The sequence below is a fragment of the Micromonospora sp. IBHARD004 genome (assembly GCF_052814115.1).
Window position 1 is genome coordinate 5,219,029 of sequence record NZ_CP199934.1, and the last position, 15,533, is coordinate 5,234,561.

Sequence of the window (15,533 nt, forward strand, 5' to 3'; positions counted from 1 at the left end):
GCGACGGCGCGTGCGGCCCGTTGCGGGCCGCCTTGAAGACGTACAGAAACTTTGAACAACTCCGCCGGCAGCCGGTCGGTCGAACATGTGTACGAGTAGGCTGCTGCCGGTGGAGGTACGCGGTCGCTACTGGAACGGGTCATGGGGTCGCATGGCCCGGCGGGACATCTGGCTGCTCTCCGACCGCCGGCTCTGGCGAGTCCGTGGCCGCATCGGTGGCGATGAAGGGCAGGAGGTGTCGTACGACTTCTCGGACGAAGCATCCGCCCGCTCGATGGTCGACCGAATGATGAAGACCTCGGCTGGCACCTGGCGGGATCTCACGGAGGCGGTCCGGCAGGAGTCCAACCACCGGCAGGATCAGTAGCTAGCCTAGCCGAGCGCGGGGCTGAAGCCCTTTGCCCTCACCAGCGCCTCCGCCTCGGCCAGAAGCTGGTCAGTGTCCACGTCGCTCCAGGACAGGACATCGTGCACTGCCACGAGGGTGGCGCACTTCAACTCGATCACCGTCTTGGAGTCCAGATCATCGATGTGAGTCTCCTCGCCGAGCGCCCGCCGGATCAACGCCTCCATCGCGAGTACGTCGATGGTCGGGCCGAAACCCACCCGGACGTCCGCGACGAACGAGGCAATCTCCCGGAGATCGGCACCCGGCGCGAACCGACGCCGCACCGCGAGCTCGAACGCGGCATCGATGACCGGCATCGAGTCGACCGAACCGCCGGGCTCATGCATCTTCAGTCGAGCCCGCTCGCGCTCCTCCGGTTGGCGCAGCGCCAGCCCGCGCAGAATCTGGCCCATCAGGGTGACCGGCCCGGAATGCGCTTCGCGCGGCGACAGCGCGGCGACAGCTGGGCGACGCTTCCTACCTGCCTTCACCGCCACCCCGCCTCCAATGCCAGTGAACCGCCCCGGGTTTGGTAGCGGCTAGATGGGTTGGGTTTCTGGCTGGGTCAGCCGTGGTTGGTTGGGATGGTAGAGGGCTTCGAAGGCGGCTGGTGGTAGGTCCGCGGCGCCGCTGTGGGGGCGGCGGTGGTTGTACCAGTCGACGTACTCCAGGGTCGCGATCTCGACGTGGTCGCAGGTGCGCCACGGCCCTCGCGGTTTGATCAGCTCGGTCTTGAACAGGCCGATGGTGGATTCGGCCAGGGCGTTGTCGTAGGCGTCGCCGACGGATCCGACGGACGGGTCGACGCCGGCGGCGGCGAGGCGTTCGGTGAACGCAATGGAGGTGTACTGACTGCCGGCGTCGGTGTGATGCACCAGCCCGGCCAAGTCCGTGACGCCGGTGCGGCCGCGGGCCCAGATCGCCATCTCCAGGGCGTCCAATACGAGACTGGTCTTCATGCTGGTGGCCGCCCGCCAGCCGACGATCCGGCGGGAGTAGGCGTCGATGACGAACGCGACGTAGACCATCCCGGACCAGGTGGGCACGTAGGTGAAGTCGGCGACCCACAAGCGGTTCGGCGCCTCGGTGGTGAACCGCCGTTGCACGAGGTCCGCCGGACGCGCCGCATGCTCGCCGGCGATCGTGGTGCGGCGGGTCTTGCCGCGCACCACCCCGCGCAAGCCGAGCTGCCGCATGAGCCGTTCGACGGTGCAGCGGGCAACCGGGACGCCTTCACGGTTGAGCGTCAGCCACACCTTGCGGGCTCCGTAGACGCCGTAGTTCGCCGCGTGCACCCGGCGGATCTCCTGCCCGAGCCATGCGTCACGGCGCGAGCGGGTTGAGGGCGTCCGTCGGCAGGCGGCGCGGTAGGTGCTGGCCGCGATCTGCCAGCCGTGCTCACTCAGGGCACGGCCGATCGGCTCGACGCCGAACACCTGCTTGTGCTCGTCGATGAACCTCACGAGCGTGCCTGTGGCCGGTCGAGCTCGGCCGCGAAGAAAGCCGACGCCGCCTTCAGGATCTCATTCGCCCGGCGCAGCTCGGCGTTCTCCCGACGCAGCCGCTTCAGCTCCGCCGACTCGTCCGTGCTCACCCCGGAACGCTCACCGGCGTCGACCTGGGCCTGGCGCACCCACTTACGCAGCGTCTCCGCGGTGCCGATCCCAAGCTTGTGGGCCACCGCGCCGATCGCCGCGTACTCCGACTCGTAATTCGGCCGCACCTCGGCGACCATCCGCACCGCTCGCTCACGCAGCTCACGCGGATAGGGGGAAGGGCGTGACATGACTCGATCCTCCACAAGAGGTCGCGCCGCTACCAAACCCGGGGCGGTTCAAGGCGCTGCGTACGTGCTGACTACGGCTGGCGTACCGAAGCGCAAGGTGGTCTACGGCGACACCTGGGATGAGGCATACGAGAAACTGACTCGGCTCGTGGCGCGCTCGCACCAGGGCATCCCTGCTCCTGAGAGGTCGAGCAGAGTAGGCGAGTTCCTGACCTACTGGTTGGCCGCGTACGTCGCGGATCTGCGCCCAACCACGGCGCGCGGTTACGAGGCCGCCGTAAGACTGCACCTGATCCCCGGTTTAGGCGGGAAGCGCCTGGACAAGCTCACCGTGCAGGACGTCCGGGCCTTCATGACAGCTTGCCGGCAGAAGTGTCTGTGCTGCACTGGCAAGCTCGATCAGCACCGGGCAGTCGGCAAGCGTTGCTGCTCGGTTGGCGAATGCTGCAAGCGGCACCCCAGCACGCGACAGGTGCAGTTCATCCATGCGGTGCTGCGTAACGCCTTGGGCCAAGCGATGCGCGAGGAGCTCGTCAGCAGGAACGTTGCCACCCTGGTCCGGGTGCCAGCGCCTCGATACAAGGTGGGTAAGGGTCTAAGCGTCGAGCAGGTTAAGACCCTGCTGAGAGCCGCCGAGGGACACCGGCTGCATCCGTTGTACCTGGTGGCCGCCACGCTCGGCCTGCGTCGTGGTGAGCTACTCGGGCTGCGCTGGCAGGATCTTGACTTGGACAGGGGCATCCTGAGCATCGAACAAACCGTCCAACGCGTCGCTGGCCGGCTGCGGGTGCAGGACACCAAATCGGAGGACTCCGATGGCGTGTTGCCGCTGCCGGAGGTGACCTGGCTGACGCTGCTCGATCACCAGAAGCGCCAAAAGATCGAGCGGGAGGCGGCCGGCAAGGACTGGACCGAACACGGGCTGGTCTTTCCGTCACAGCTTGGTACGCCAATGGAGCCGCGCAACCTCAACCGGCACTTCGCTGGCCTCCGGGAGCGGGCCAGGCTGCCTGACATCCGCTTACATGACCTGCGGCACACCATGGTGACGCTGCTCCTGGACCTGGGCGTGCCGCCGCACCTGGTGCAAGCCATCGCTCGGCATGCGCACGTCGATATCACGTTGAAGATCTACGCCCATACGAACCTTGAGGCGATGCGAGCGGCGGTGAAGCGTCTTGATGACGAACTCGACTGAGGCGTCTCGTTGCTACATGCGCTGCTACAACGAGACAGGGGGAGTGATCTTGTGATCGGCTCCCTTGCTGGTCAATGGTGGTGGGCGCGGCAGGTTTCGAACCTGCGACCCCTCGCTTGTAAGGCGAGTGCTCTCCCACTGAGCTACGCGCCCGGAACGCCCGATACGGCGGGCCGGTGGCTGGCAAGCTTACCTGCCGGTCACCGGCCCGGTCGAACGGTATGCCCGGTTCTGGGATCAGGCGGCGGCGGTCTCGGCGAGCGCCTTGCGCCAGCCCTCCTGGTCGCGCGCCTCGCCCGGCATGTTCATCTCGGCGAACCGGACCACGCCGGCCTTGTCGATCACGAAGGTGCCCCGGTTGGCGATGCCCGCGACGTCGTTGAAGACGCCGTACGCCTGGGCCACCGCGCCGTGCGGCCAGAAGTCGGCCAGCAGCGGGAACTGGTAGCCCTCCCGGTCGGCCCAGATCTTGTGGGCGTAGACCGAGTCGACGCTGACGGTCAGCACCTGGACGTCATCGTTGACGTACTCGTTGAGGTTGTCCCGCACCTCGCACAGCTCACCCTGGCAGATGCCGGTGAAGGCGAGCGGGTAGAAGACCAGCAGCACGGTGCGCTTGCCCCGGAAGTCGGAGAGCCGCACCTCCTGGTTGTTCTGGTCCTTCAGCACGAAGTCCGGCGCCTCGGCGCCAACCTCGATGGTCATGCGAGCTCCTCGGGGTCGAGTCTGGAGACGATCAGCCTGCCACACCCGGCGGCGCGGGCCGCCGGGACGTGCAGGGTCGGCTACTTCTTCGCCTTGGACCCGCGCCGGAGCACCAGGCGGGCGCCGCTCCAGTCGCGGCCCGCGTTGATGGTGGAGGTCTGCTGGAGGCCGGCGGTCTGCGCGCTCTCCGCGACCTCGCTCGGCTCGACGTGGCCGTCCCGCCCGGCCTTGGGCGTCAGGAGCCACACCACCCCGTTGTCGGCCAGCGGCCCGAGGGCGTCGACGAGGAGCTCGAAGAGATCACCGTCGCCGTCGCGGTACCAGACGAGCACCGAGTCGACCACCTCGTCGGTGTCCTCGTCGACCAGCTCTCCACAGCGGTCGGTCAGGGCGTCCCGGAGATCCTGGTCGACATCGTCGTCGTACCCCATCTCCATGACGACCATCCCCGGCTCGATCCCGAACCGGTCCGCCAGGCTGCGTACCCCGTCGGCGGCCTGACCAGCGGTCGCGCTCACTGTCGCGTGCCTCCTCATCTCATCCCTGCTCGCGGCGTCGTACGACACCGTCGGGCCAAGTCCACACAGTTGTGGCTCCCCGCGCAAGTGGCGCACCGGGTGGAACGGAATTTACCGTGCCAGCAGCGTACGGGCACCCTGGGTAATGGCTTCCTCGGAGACCAGAACCTGACGCGCCGCCGGACCTAATGGTACAAACGAGTCAACTCCCGCCACCCGCCGCGCCGCGCCCACGTAGCCGGCGTCGACCAGCGCGGCGATCACCCCCTCGCCCACCCCGCCCGACCGACGGGTCTCGTCGACGACCAGTACCCGGCCGGTCGCCGAGGCCTCCCGGATGATGTCCGCCACCGGCAGCGGCGCGAGCCAGCGCAGGTCCACCACCCGGCTGCCGATCCCCTCGTCGGCCAGGGTGGCCGCCGCCCGCAGCGACATCCGCACCCCGTTGCCGAAGGTGATGATCGTGACGTCCTCGGCGGAACCGACCCCGTACACCCGGGCCCGACCGACCGGGACGTGGCCGGCCGCCCAGCCGCCCGGTTCGGCGTACTCACCCAGCCACTCGCCGTCGCCGTCGGCGTACAGGTCCCGGGTGTGGTAGAGCGCGATCGGCTCCAGGAAGACGCAGACGCTGCCGTCCACCGCCGCGGCGGCCAGGCAGGTCCGCAGCATGGGCGCGGCGTCGTCCGGCCGCGCCGGCACCGCGATCACCAGGCCGGGCACGTCCCGCAGTACGGCCACCGAGTTGTCGTTGTGGAAGTGCCCGCCGAACCCCTCCTGGTACGCCAGCCCGGCGACCCGCACCACCATCGGGTTGCGGAACGCCCCGCCGGAGAAGAACTGCATGGTGGCCGCCTCGCCGCGCAGCTGGTCCTCGGCGTTGTGCAGGTACGCCAGGTACTGGATCTCGGGCACCGGCAGCATCCCGGCGATCCCGGCACCGAGGCCGAGTCCGAGGATCGAGGTCTCGTCGAGGAGTGTGTCGAAGACCCGGGCCGCCCCGAACCTGTCCCGCAGCCCCTTCGTCACCCCGTACACCCCGCCCTTGGCGGCGACGTCCTCGCCGAAGACGGCCATTCCGGGGTGGTCCAGCATCCCGTCGGCGAGCGCCGCGTTGATGTTCTGCGCCAGGGTGAGCGGGCCGGCCAGCTCCGGCGGCTTGCCGCCGAACGCCTCGGCGCGCGCGCTCGCGTTCGGTCCGGCCGCCCGGGCCCCCGCCTCGGCCACGGCCCGGGAGATCCGTACCGGCCGGCGCGGGGCCAGCGCCGCCACCACCTCGGCCGGGGAGGCGAGCTTCGGCTCGTCGAGGACCTCCTCGGCCAGCCGGCGGACCTGCCAGCCCCGCTCGTCGTACCGGGCCAGCAGCTCCTCGCCGGTGGCGAAACCCCCCTCGACCAGCAGCCGCGCGGTGGCCAGCAGCGGGTCCCGCTCGGCGTCGGCGGCGATCTCCGCCGCGCTCCGGTACGCGGCCTCCGCGTCCGCCCCGGCGTGCCCCATCAGCCGCACGGTGGTCAGGTGCAGCACCGCGGGCCGCCGGTGCCGCCGCACCCAGGCCGCCGCCTCCCCCGCCACCCGGTACGCCTCGACCGGGTCGGCGCCGTCCGCGGCGAAGTAGCGGATCCCCGGTTTCGCGCGCAGCGTCGCCGCCACCCAGCCCTGCGGGGAGCGGACGCTGATGCCGAGGCCGTTGTCCTCGCAGACGAAGAGGACCGGGATGCGCAGGCCGGTGTGGTCGTACCAGCCGGCGGTGTTGAACGCGGCGGTGGCGCTGGCGTGGTTGACCGAGGCGTCGCCGAACGAGCAGACCACGATCGCGTCCGGCGGCCACGGGGAGCCGGCCGTCTCGCCGCTCGACGCCGCGGACCCGGCCCGCCGTCCGCCGCCGACCCGGCGCTGCCGCTCCATTGCCAGCCCCATGCCGACCGCCCGGGGCAGATGCGAGGCGATGGTGGAGGTGGTGGGGATGACGGCCAGGTCGGCCCGGCCGAACACCTTGTGCCGGCCACCGGCGATCGGCTCCCGGGCCGAGGCGACCATCCCCCGCAGCACGTCCCGCGCCGCCTCGGAGTACGCGTCCTCGCCGACGGCGGCGGGGGCACCTACCACCGCCTCGCCGGTGGCGTCGACCGCGACCCCGGCGCCGAGCGGCACAGCGGCCACCTCGACGGGCTCGGCGTCCCGGTCGTGATCGGGTGCCGCGGTCCCGTGCGGCGGCTCGACGGCCTCCGCCGCCGACCGTCCGGGGTCGGTCCCGGCCCGGTCGGAGTCGTCCGTCCCGGCCGCGCCGGGCCGGTCCGGGTCGTCCGCCTCGGCCGTGCCGGGCCGGTCCGGGTCGGGGAGCCTGTCCCGCCCCGCGGTCTCCGGGTCCGGCCGGACGGCGGCCGACCCGGCCTCGTCGTCGGCGGCCGACCCGACCCGGGCCGTGCCGGGCCGGTCCGGGTCGGGGAGCCTGTCCCGCCCCGCGGTCTCCGGGTCCGGCCGGACGGCGGCCGACCCGGCCTCGTCGTCGGCGGCCGACCCGACCCCGTCCGGCGGGCCGACGCCGTCGGACTGCCCGCCGGGACCGGTCCCTGAGGAGTCGGCGGCGCCGTCGCCGGCCGGAAAGGCCCCGGCGGCCTGGGCGGCCCGGACGCAGTAGAAGGCGCCGGAGCGGTAGTGCAGCAGGGCGGGGTCGGTGGGCCGGAGGGCGGCGGCCACCGCCGCGTTGCCCTCGTGACCGGCGGAGCCGATGGTGTAGAAGCCCTCACCGAAGCTGCGCAGCCAGCGCCCGGCGAGGTCCAGCAGTCGACTGGTGACCTGGGCGTCGAACAGGGCCAGCGCCTGCGCTCCGGTCAGCGGCGCGCCTTCGGTGGGCGGCTCGTCGAGGTCACGTCGCCGGGCGGGCGCGACGAGCGCGCCCAGGGACTCCCGGAACCGGTCGTCGAGATCTTGCGGGGTGGTCACGTCGGACAGCATTACCGACGAAGGGGCGTCGCGCCCACTCGGACACGATCCGCCCGCCGGGCGTCACTCGGTGCCGCACTGCTCCGGGCAACCGCCGTCGGAGACCTTCCAGACCAGCTCACGAAGGGCGGCCAGCTCGTCGGTGGTGAGCCCGCCGAGCAGTCGCGAATCGGACATCACCTGGTGCACCCGGTCCCGCATCCGCCGGCCGGCGTCGGTCACCACCAGCGTCTTCTGCCGCCGGTCGGCGGGGTCGACCCGCCGCTCCACCAGGCCGGCCTGCTCCAGCTTGTCGACCAGGCCGGTGACGTTGGAGCGGTCGCAGCGCAGCTGCTCGGCGAGGTCCCGGGCGGGCAGCGGCCGGTCCGGGTCCAGCTCGTGCAGCGCCCGGGCGACGGCCGGGGTGAGACCCAGGTCGGAGATCTCCTCGTCCTGGTAGTGCCGGATCGCGGAGGCGATGTGCATGATCCGGCGCACCGCGTCCCCGGCCAGGCCGGAGCGGTCGCCCGCGTCGGGGCCGGCGGTGGGAACGGTGGGTTGCGCCATGCCTCACATGCTACTTGCCAGTCGATAGTTGACTAGCTCCACCATTGAGCAGCTCACGCGATTGCCTCGGGCGTAACCAACCTCGCCCTCACCACCGCCTGACCCCGCCCAGCCCGCCCACCAGCCCGTTGATCATGAAGTTGTTGCTCCGACCCGCCGGGGTCGCCGACAGCAACTTCGTGGTCAACCGGCCTGGGCGGGGCGGGGTGGGTGGCCCGGTGGGCGGAGAGGGCGCCGAGCAGGAGGAGGGCCGCGGTGAGGGCCGCCCGCTCGCTCAGCCCTGAGGCGGACGGCGACGCGGGCCGGGACACGGTCGAGGCGGAGACCGCCCGGCCCTGACCGGTCCGGCCGGACCGGTCAACACCACTCGCGGCAGGTCGGGGTGTGCCGAGCACCGGACATCCCGACCGGCCGTACCGGGCCCGTCAGCCCGGGAGAAAGGAGAAGCGGACCTTCCGGCTGGGGTTGTCGCCGTTGGTGTCGACCAGGCAGATCGACTGCCAGGTGCCGAGCGCCAGCCGCCCGTCGACCACCGGCAGGGTCGCGTACGGCGGGACGAACGCCGGGAGCACGTGGTCGCGCCCGTGACCGGGTGAGCCGTGTCGGTGCCGCCAGCGGTCGTCGGCGGGAAGCAGGTCGTCGATCGCCCGCAGCAGGTCGTCGTCGGAGCCGGACCCGGTCTCGATCACCGCCAGCCCCGCGGTGGCGTGCGGCACGAAGACGTGCAGCAGGCCGTCGCCCTGACCGGAGACGAACCGCTCGGCCTCGGCGGTGATGTCCCGGACGGTCGGCCGGGACCCGGTCTGGACGGTGATCACCTCACTGCGCATAGGGCGCATTCTGCCGCAGCGGCTCAGGAACCGCCGCCGCTCCCGCCACAGTCGCCACCGCCGCTGCCGCCGTGGTCACCACCGCTGCGGCCGCCGCAGTCGTACGGCGGATCCACCGAGCCCAACCCGGCATCCGGCCGCGGCGGCGTGTACGACAGGTACGACGGCGAACGCCAGGAGGACCACTCCGGCCGCCGCCATCGCCCCGCCCACCGCCACCGGCCGTCGCCGCATGCCGGCAGGGGTAGCCGGGCGGAACCACCTGGCCGGCGTAGCGCGCTCGAGGATCGCTCAAAGTTACCGACGGGTACCTGTGTTCAGCGTCGCGTCTGGGGGAGGGAGACGTGACGACGAGCGCCACCAGGGGGCAGGATGGCGCTAGAGACCTATCCCACACACAACCGAGGGAACGCCTGTGGCTACGGAACGCAAGCGCCCGGTGATCACCGCTGGTCTGCCGAGCCAGCTTCCGGACATCGACCCTGAAGAGACCGGCGAATGGGTCGAGTCACTTGACGGTGTCATCGACGAGCGCGGAACCAAGCGCGCCCGGTACGTCATGCTGCGCCTGCTGGAGCGGGCCCGCGAGCGCCAGGTCGGGGTGCCGTCCCTGACCACCACCGACTACATCAACTCCATCGCGCCGGAGCGCGAGCCGTGGTTCCCGGGTGACGAGCACATCGAGCGGCGGATCCGGGCCTACATCCGGTGGAACGCCGCCATGCTGGTGCACCGGGCGCAGCGTCCGGAGATCAGCGTCGGCGGGCACATCTCCACCTTCGCCAGCTCGGCGTCGCTCTACGAGGTGGGCTTCAACCACTTCTTCCGGGGCAAGGACCACCCGGGCGGCGGCGACCACATCTTCTACCAGGGTCACGCCTCCCCCGGCATGTACGCGCGGGCCTACATGGAGGGGCGGCTCAGCGAGGACCAGCTCGACGGGTTCCGGCAGGAGCTGTCGCACCCGGGCGGCGGACTGCCGTCGTACCCGCACCCGCGGCTGATGCCGGACTTCTGGGAGTTCCCCACCGTCTCGATGGGCCTCGGCCCGATCAACGCGATCTACCAGGCCCGGTTCAACCGCTACCTGCAGCACCGGGGCATCAAGGACACCTCCCAGCAGCACGTCTGGGCGTTCCTCGGCGACGGCGAGATGGACGAGGTCGAGTCGCTGGGCGCGATCGGGGTGGCCGCCCGCGAGGAGCTGGACAACCTCACCTTCGTGATCAACTGCAACCTGCAGCGGCTGGACGGCCCGGTCCGCGGCAACGGCAAGGTCATGCAGGAGCTGGAGGCGTTCTTCCGGGGCGCCGGCTGGAACGTGATCAAGGTGGTCTGGGGCCGGGAGTGGGACCCGCTGCTCGCGGCGGACACCGACGGCGCGCTGGTCAACCTGATGAACACCACGCCCGACGGTGACTACCAGACCTACAAGGCGGAGTCCGGGGCGTACGTCCGGGAGCACTTCTTCGGCCGCGACCCGCGGACCCGCAAGATGGTCGAGCACCTGAGCGACGACGAGATCTGGAACCTCAAGCGGGGTGGGCACGACTACCGCAAGCTCTACGCGGCCTACAAGGCGGCGATGGAGCACACCGGTCAGCCGACGGTGATCCTGGCCAAGACGATCAAGGGCTGGACGCTGGGCTCGCACTTCGAGGCCCGCAACGCCACCCACCAGATGAAGAAGCTGACGCTGGAGGACCTGAAGCTCTTCCGTGACCGGCTCTACCTGGACATCCCGGACAAGCAGCTGGAGGAGAACCCCTACCTCCCGCCGTACTACAACCCGGGCGAGAAGTCGGACGAGATCCAGTACCTCAAGGAGCGGCGCCAGCAGCTCGGCGGGTACCTGCCGTCCCGGCGGACCACCGGCAAGCGGCTGCAGATCCCGGGCACCGAGCGGTTCTCCGACGTCAAGCGCGGCTCGGGCAAGCAGAAGGTGGCCACCACGATGGCCTTCGTCCGCCTGCTCAAGGACGTGATGAAGGACAAGGAGTTCGGCAAGCGCTGGGTGCCGATCATCCCGGACGAGGCCCGCACCTTCGGCATGGACTCGCTCTTCCCGACGGCGAAGATCTACTCGCCGCACGGCCAGCGGTACACCTCGGTGGACCGGGAGCTGTTCCTGTCGTACAAGGAGGCCATCGGCGGGCAGATCCTGCACGAGGGGATCAACGAGGCCGGCTCGGTCGCCTCGTTCACCGCGGCCGGCAGCTCGTACGCCACGCACGGCGAGCCGATGATCCCGATGTACATCTTCTACTCGATGTTCGGCTTCCAGCGGACCGGCGACGGGCTCTGGGCGGCGGCGGACCAGATGGCGCGGGGCTTCCTGCTCGGCGCGACCGCCGGCCGGACCACGCTCAACGGTGAGGGCCTCCAGCACGAGGACGGCCACTCGCTGCTGATCGCCGCCACCAACCCGGCGGTGGTCGCGTACGACCCGGCGTTCGCGTTCGAGATCGCGCACATCATGGAGAACGGCCTGCACCGGATGTACGGCGAGGCGCAGGAGAACATCTTCTACTACCTCACCGTCTACAACGAGCCGATCTTCCAGCCGGCCGAGCCGGAGGGCGTGGACGCCGAGGGCATCCTCAAGGGCATCTACCGCTACTCCCCCGCGCCGAAGGTGGACGGGGACGCGCCGAAGGCGAACATCCTGGCCTCCGGCACCGGCATGCAGTGGGCGCTCAGGGCGCAGGAGGTGCTCGCCGAGGACTGGGGGGTGGCCGCCGACGTCTGGTCGGTGACCTCCTGGACCGAGCTGCGCCGGGACGCGGTGGAGTGCGAGGAGCACAACCTGCTCAACCCGGGCGGCGAGCAGCGGGTGCCGTACATCCAGCAGAAGCTGGCCGACGCCGACGGGCCGAAGGTCGCGGTCAGCGACTGGATGCGCGCGGTGCCCGACCTGATCGCCCGCTGGGTGCCCGGTGACTACACCTCGCTCGGCACCGACGGCTTCGGCATGTCGGACACCCGGCACGCGCTGCGCCGGCACTTCCACGTCGACGCCGAGTCGGTGACGGTCGCCACGCTGCGGCAGCTCGCGCTCCGCGGCGCGGTGCCGGCCAACGTCCCGGCCGAGGCCGCCAAGAAGTACGCGCTGGAGGATGTCAACGCCGCCCCGGTCGGCGAGACCGGCGGCGACAGCTGAGTCGTACGCAACGAAGGGCCCGGCGCACTCCCGCGCCGGGCCCTTCGCCTTCCCCCGTCGATCATGTGGTTGTAGTGGTTGACGAGGGGCAGGACGGTCCGGCGTGCCTGGCGGGGACGCCGGACCATCACCATCGCGGGCGACGCCGGGACGGGGCCCGTCAGCCGACGGCGGCCAGGTCGGTCAGTCGGGCCAGCGAGTCCTCCAGGTCGGCGCCGACCCGACGCAGGCCGAGCCGGAGCAGGGCGGCCTTCACCGGCCCGGCGGGCCACCGTACGACGATGAGCCGCACGATCGTCCCGCCCTCCTCCTCGTCCGGGGTCAGCTGTACGTAGATCTCGGTACGCGCCTCGGCCCGGGCGCCAGCGCCCTTGGCCCGCTCGCGCCACCCGATCAGGGTCGGCTCCTGGTAGGCGATCACCTCGGCCTCGTGCGCCGCGCCGCGCCCGGCCTGGACCAACTGGCGCCGGCCGAAGCCCTCCCCCGAGAGGACCTCCGCCGCGCGAACCCCCGCCAGCCAGGCCGGCAACTGCTCGGCCCGCTGTACGACGTCCCAGACCGCTTCCACCGGCGCCATCACGTGCGCACTGCGCTCCACGAGGATCATTTCTGTCTTTCCCCCACTAAGGACACATCCGCGATATTCCGACTGTATGCGGTAATTCGGACTTAGCCGGACGGGTTCGGAAAAGACACGCCGAAGACCCTTGCGCCACCGGCGCTCTCCGGCCTATGGCGCATCAGCGGCTCGCGCCCTAGAGTCCCGAACACGCTTCGCGTTTCTGGGAGGGCGAATGACGAGCGCGCCGATGCCGGAGTTCCCCACCGGGTTCCGCTGGGGGGCGTCCACCGCCGCCTACCAGATCGAGGGCGCGGTCGACGCCGACGGCCGCGGACCGTCCATCTGGGACACCTTCGCCCACTCCCCCGGCCGGATCGCCGACGGCAGCACCGGCGACGTCGCCTGCGACCACTACCACCGGTACGCCGAGGACGTCGCGCTGCTGGCCGGGCTCGGGGTCTCCGCGTACCGGTTCTCGATCGCCTGGCCACGCGTGCAGCCCACCGGGGCCGGGGCGGCCAACCCCGCCGGGCTGGACTTCTACGAACGGCTGGTGGACGAACTGCTCGGCCACGGTGTCGACCCGGTCGCCACCCTCTTCCACTGGGACCTGCCGCAGGCCGTGGAGGACGCCGGCGGCTGGCTCAACCGGGACACCGCCGCCTGCTTCGCCGAGTACGCCGACCTGGTCGCCGCCCGCCTCGGCGACCGGGTGAAGCTCTGGATCACCCTGAACGAGCCGTTCATCCACATGAGCCTCGGGCACGGCATGGGCGTGCACGCTCCGGGCCGGATGCTGCTCTTCGACGCCTTCCCGGTGGCCCACCACCAACTGCTCGGGCACGGCCTCGCGGTGTCGGCGCTGCGGGCGCGCAGCACCAGCCCGGTGGCGATCGCGAACAACTACTCGCCGGTGCGGCTGGCCGGCGACACCGACGCCGACCGGGCCGCCGGGGCGGCGTACGACGCGCTGCACAACCGACTCTTCACCGACCCGCTGCTCGGCCTCGGCTATCCCGACGGGCCGGGCCTCGACCCGGGCGTGGTCCGCGACGGGGACCTGGCCGTGATCGCCGCCCCGATCGACGTGCTCGGGGTGAACTACTACAACCCGACCGGCATCCGGGCGGCCGAGGAGGACTCGCCCCTGCCCTTCGAGATCGTCCCGCTGGAGGGCTACCCGCGGACCGCCTTCGACTGGCCGGTCGTCCCGGACGGGCTGCGCGACCTGCTCGTCGGCCTCCGGGACAGGTACGGCGACGCGCTGCCGCCGATCCAGGTCACCGAGAGCGGCTGCGCGTACGACGACCTGCCGGACGCCGACGGCCGGGTCGACGACCCCGAGCGGATCGCCTACCTGGACGGGCACCTGCGCGCCGTGCGGGCCGCGATCGACGAGGGCGTCGACGTGACCGGGTACTTCGTCTGGTCGCTGCTGGACAACTGGGAGTGGGCGGAGGGATTCACCAAACGGTTCGGCCTGGTGCACGTCGACTACGCCAGCCAGGCGCGTACCCCGAAGTCCTCGTACGCCTGGCTGCGCGACCAGGTGATCAAGCCGTGACCACCGTGAACCCGACGCCGACCTCGCTGCCGGCGGCGCTCGCCGAACCGACCGTGCCGGTCCGGCGGAGCTGGATCGCGCTGATCTTCGCGGCCAACCTCGGCGTCTGGATGGCCTTCTTCACCCCCATCCAGGTGCTGCTCCCGCAGCAGGTGGAGCGGATCGCGCCGGGCGACAAGGAGGCGATGCTCGCGGTCGTCACCGGGCTGGGCGCGCTCGCCGCGGTGCTGGCCAACCCGCTCGCCGGGGCGCTGTCCGACCGGACGGTGATCCGGCTGGCCAGCCGGCACCTGGGTCGCCGGCACGTCTGGACCGCCTCCGGCGCGGTGCTCGGCGCCCTCGCGCTGGTGCTGCTGGCCCGGCAGGACACCATCGCCGGGGTGGCGCTCGGCTGGGTCGCCGCGCAGGTCTGCTTCAACGCGATGCTGGCCAGCCTGACCGCCGCCATCCCGGACCGGGTGCCGGTCGCCCAGCGCGGCGGTGTCTCCGGCTGGGTGGGCATCCCCCAGGCGCTCGGCCTGGTGGTCGGGGCGGTGCTGGTCACCGCGCTGGTCACCGGCAACGCCGCCGGGTACGCGGCGATCGCCGTGGCGATGCTGCTGCTGTCGCTGCCGTTCGCGCTGCTCACCGCCGACGACCCGCTGCCCCGGGAGCACCGGCCGGCGCTGCGGCTGCGCGCGCTGCTCGCCTCGATGTGGATCAGCCCGCGCCGGCACCCGGACTTCGCCTGGGCCTGGTTCACCCGGTTCCTGGTGCAGACCGGCAACGCGCTGGGCACCCTCTACCTGCTGTACTTCCTCACCGACGGGGTGCGCCACCCCGACCCCGAGGGCGCGCTGCTGGTGCTGATCCTGCTCTACACGCTCGGCATGATGCTCACCGCCGTGGTCGCCGGCCGGCTGTCGGACCGGTCCGGCCGGCGCAAGGTCTTCGTGATCACCTCCGGCGTGATCATGGCGGTGGCGGCGCTGCTGCTCGCCGTGGCGCCGGTCTGGCCGATGGCGGTGGCCGCCGCGCTGCTGCTCGGCGCCGGCTACGGCGTCTACCTGGCGGTGGACGCGGCGCTGATCACCCAGGTGCTGCCGACGGCCACCGACCGGGCCAAGGACCTCGGCGTGATCAACATCGCGAACTCGGCGCCGCAGGTGCTCGGGCCGGTCATCTCCGCCCCGATCGTGGTGCACCTGGGCGGCTATCCGACGCTCTACGCGGTCACCGCGGCGGTCACCCTGCTCGGCAGCGCCCTGGTCCTCAAGATCCGTTCGGTGCCCTGACCGGCCCCCTGGCGGAAAGCGGTCGCGGCCGGCCGTAGGCTGGGGGACGTGACGGTACG

General features: G+C 71.4%; 14 protein-coding genes and 1 tRNA gene. 6 read left to right on the plus strand and 9 right to left on the minus strand.

Annotated elements, in window-relative coordinates; genetic code table 11:
* Positions 1 to 109: 109 nt before the first annotated feature.
* A complete protein-coding gene (locus tag ACTWO6_RS25395; protein ID WP_446216291.1) occupies positions 110 to 367 on the plus strand; it encodes a hypothetical protein in 258 nt (85 codons plus the stop codon).
* 5 nt (positions 368 to 372) lie between these two features.
* On the opposite strand, the gene ACTWO6_RS25400 is transcribed toward ACTWO6_RS25395, so the two are convergent.
* Positions 373 to 885, minus strand: a complete 513-nt coding sequence (locus tag ACTWO6_RS25400) for a hypothetical protein (protein ID WP_446216292.1) — start codon at positions 883 to 885, stop codon at positions 373 to 375.
* A gap of 42 nt (positions 886 to 927) precedes the next feature.
* A protein-coding gene (locus ACTWO6_RS25405) for an IS3 family transposase (RefSeq protein WP_446216293.1) occupies positions 928 to 2,174 on the minus strand; the annotation gives its coding sequence in 2 pieces (ribosomal slippage) (positions 928 to 1,892 and positions 1,892 to 2,174; 1,248 coding nt in all).
* A 97-nt stretch (positions 2,175 to 2,271) separates the two neighbouring features.
* Here ACTWO6_RS25405 and ACTWO6_RS25410 point away from each other — a divergent pair.
* Positions 2,272 to 3,372, plus strand: a complete 1,101-nt coding sequence (locus tag ACTWO6_RS25410) for a tyrosine-type recombinase/integrase (RefSeq protein ID WP_446216294.1) — start codon at positions 2,272 to 2,274, stop codon at positions 3,370 to 3,372.
* Positions 3,373 to 3,450: 78 nt separating this feature from the next.
* Here the strand turns inward: ACTWO6_RS25410 and ACTWO6_RS25415 are convergent.
* The 5 genes from ACTWO6_RS25415 to ACTWO6_RS25435 form a co-directional block, all read right to left on the minus strand.
* Positions 3,451 to 3,525, minus strand: a tRNA-Val gene (locus tag ACTWO6_RS25415).
* An 84-nt stretch (positions 3,526 to 3,609) separates the two neighbouring features.
* Positions 3,610 to 4,077 carry a peroxiredoxin gene (locus ACTWO6_RS25420; protein ID WP_130338777.1) on the minus strand — a complete coding sequence of 156 codons (468 nt, stop codon included), beginning with the start codon at positions 4,075 to 4,077 and terminating at the stop codon, positions 3,610 to 3,612.
* A gap of 80 nt (positions 4,078 to 4,157) precedes the next feature.
* On the minus strand, positions 4,158 to 4,595 hold the full coding sequence (locus ACTWO6_RS25425) for a DUF3052 domain-containing protein (protein WP_089013166.1): 438 nt from the start codon (positions 4,593 to 4,595) through the stop codon (positions 4,158 to 4,160).
* Between the two features lie 111 nt (positions 4,596 to 4,706).
* Positions 4,707 to 7,550 (minus strand): thiamine pyrophosphate-dependent enzyme, encoded by a 2,844-nt coding sequence (locus tag ACTWO6_RS25430; protein WP_446216295.1) that lies wholly within the window; start codon positions 7,548 to 7,550, stop codon positions 4,707 to 4,709.
* 51 nt (positions 7,551 to 7,601) lie between these two features.
* Positions 7,602 to 8,084 carry a MarR family winged helix-turn-helix transcriptional regulator gene (locus ACTWO6_RS25435; protein WP_446216296.1) on the minus strand — a complete coding sequence of 161 codons (483 nt, stop codon included), beginning with the start codon at positions 8,082 to 8,084 and terminating at the stop codon, positions 7,602 to 7,604.
* Positions 8,085 to 8,218: 134 nt separating this feature from the next.
* Here ACTWO6_RS25435 and ACTWO6_RS25440 point away from each other — a divergent pair, with 134 nt between their 5' ends.
* On the plus strand, positions 8,219 to 8,368 hold the full coding sequence (locus ACTWO6_RS25440; RefSeq protein ID WP_446216297.1) for a hypothetical protein: 150 nt from the start codon (positions 8,219 to 8,221) through the stop codon (positions 8,366 to 8,368).
* 141 nt (positions 8,369 to 8,509) lie between these two features.
* Here the strand turns inward: ACTWO6_RS25440 and ACTWO6_RS25445 are convergent, their stop codons facing one another.
* Positions 8,510 to 8,914: a YjbQ family protein gene (locus ACTWO6_RS25445; protein WP_446216298.1), complete on the minus strand. Its 405-nt coding sequence runs from the start codon at positions 8,912 to 8,914 to the stop codon at positions 8,510 to 8,512.
* 415 nt (positions 8,915 to 9,329) lie between these two features.
* On the opposite strand from ACTWO6_RS25445, the gene aceE reads away from it, so the two are divergent.
* Complete coding sequence (gene aceE / locus ACTWO6_RS25450) at positions 9,330 to 12,074, plus strand: pyruvate dehydrogenase (acetyl-transferring), homodimeric type (protein ID WP_446216299.1); 2,745 nt, start codon at positions 9,330 to 9,332, stop codon at positions 12,072 to 12,074.
* Between the two features lie 160 nt (positions 12,075 to 12,234).
* Here aceE and ACTWO6_RS25455 read toward each other — a convergent pair whose 3' ends face one another.
* Entirely contained in the window at positions 12,235 to 12,681 is a 447-nt protein-coding gene (locus ACTWO6_RS25455; protein WP_089013161.1) for an SRPBCC family protein, read from the minus strand.
* A gap of 187 nt (positions 12,682 to 12,868) precedes the next feature.
* On the opposite strand from ACTWO6_RS25455, the gene ACTWO6_RS25460 reads away from it, so the two are divergent.
* Positions 12,869 to 14,200: a GH1 family beta-glucosidase gene (locus tag ACTWO6_RS25460; RefSeq protein ID WP_446216300.1), complete on the plus strand. Its 1,332-nt coding sequence runs from the start codon at positions 12,869 to 12,871 to the stop codon at positions 14,198 to 14,200.
* On the plus strand, positions 14,197 to 15,474 hold the full coding sequence (locus tag ACTWO6_RS25465; RefSeq protein ID WP_446216301.1) for an MFS transporter: 1,278 nt from the start codon (positions 14,197 to 14,199) through the stop codon (positions 15,472 to 15,474). Before ACTWO6_RS25460 ends, ACTWO6_RS25465 begins: the two co-directional genes overlap by 4 nt.
* The last annotated feature ends 59 nt before the right edge of the window (positions 15,475 to 15,533 follow it).

What these genes read in the sequence shown, in the direction of transcription:
- ACTWO6_RS25420 (WP_130338777.1), bottom strand. Translation starts at nt 4,077, where the DNA reads ATGACCATCGAGGTTGGCGCCGAGGCGCCGGACTTCGTGCTGAAGGAC.
- ACTWO6_RS25430 (WP_446216295.1), bottom strand. Translation starts at nt 7,550, where the DNA reads ATGCTGTCCGACGTGACCACCCCGCAAGATCTCGACGACCGGTTCCGG.
- ACTWO6_RS25435 (WP_446216296.1), bottom strand. Translation starts at nt 8,084, where the DNA reads ATGGCGCAACCCACCGTTCCCACCGCCGGCCCCGACGCGGGCGACCGC.
- ACTWO6_RS25440 (WP_446216297.1), top strand. Translation starts at nt 8,219, where the DNA reads ATGAAGTTGTTGCTCCGACCCGCCGGGGTCGCCGACAGCAACTTCGTG.
- ACTWO6_RS25445 (WP_446216298.1), bottom strand. Translation starts at nt 8,914, where the DNA reads ATGCGCAGTGAGGTGATCACCGTCCAGACCGGGTCCCGGCCGACCGTC.
- ACTWO6_RS25455 (WP_089013161.1), bottom strand. Translation starts at nt 12,681, where the DNA reads ATGATCCTCGTGGAGCGCAGTGCGCACGTGATGGCGCCGGTGGAAGCG.
- ACTWO6_RS25460 (WP_446216300.1), top strand. Translation starts at nt 12,869, where the DNA reads ATGACGAGCGCGCCGATGCCGGAGTTCCCCACCGGGTTCCGCTGGGGG.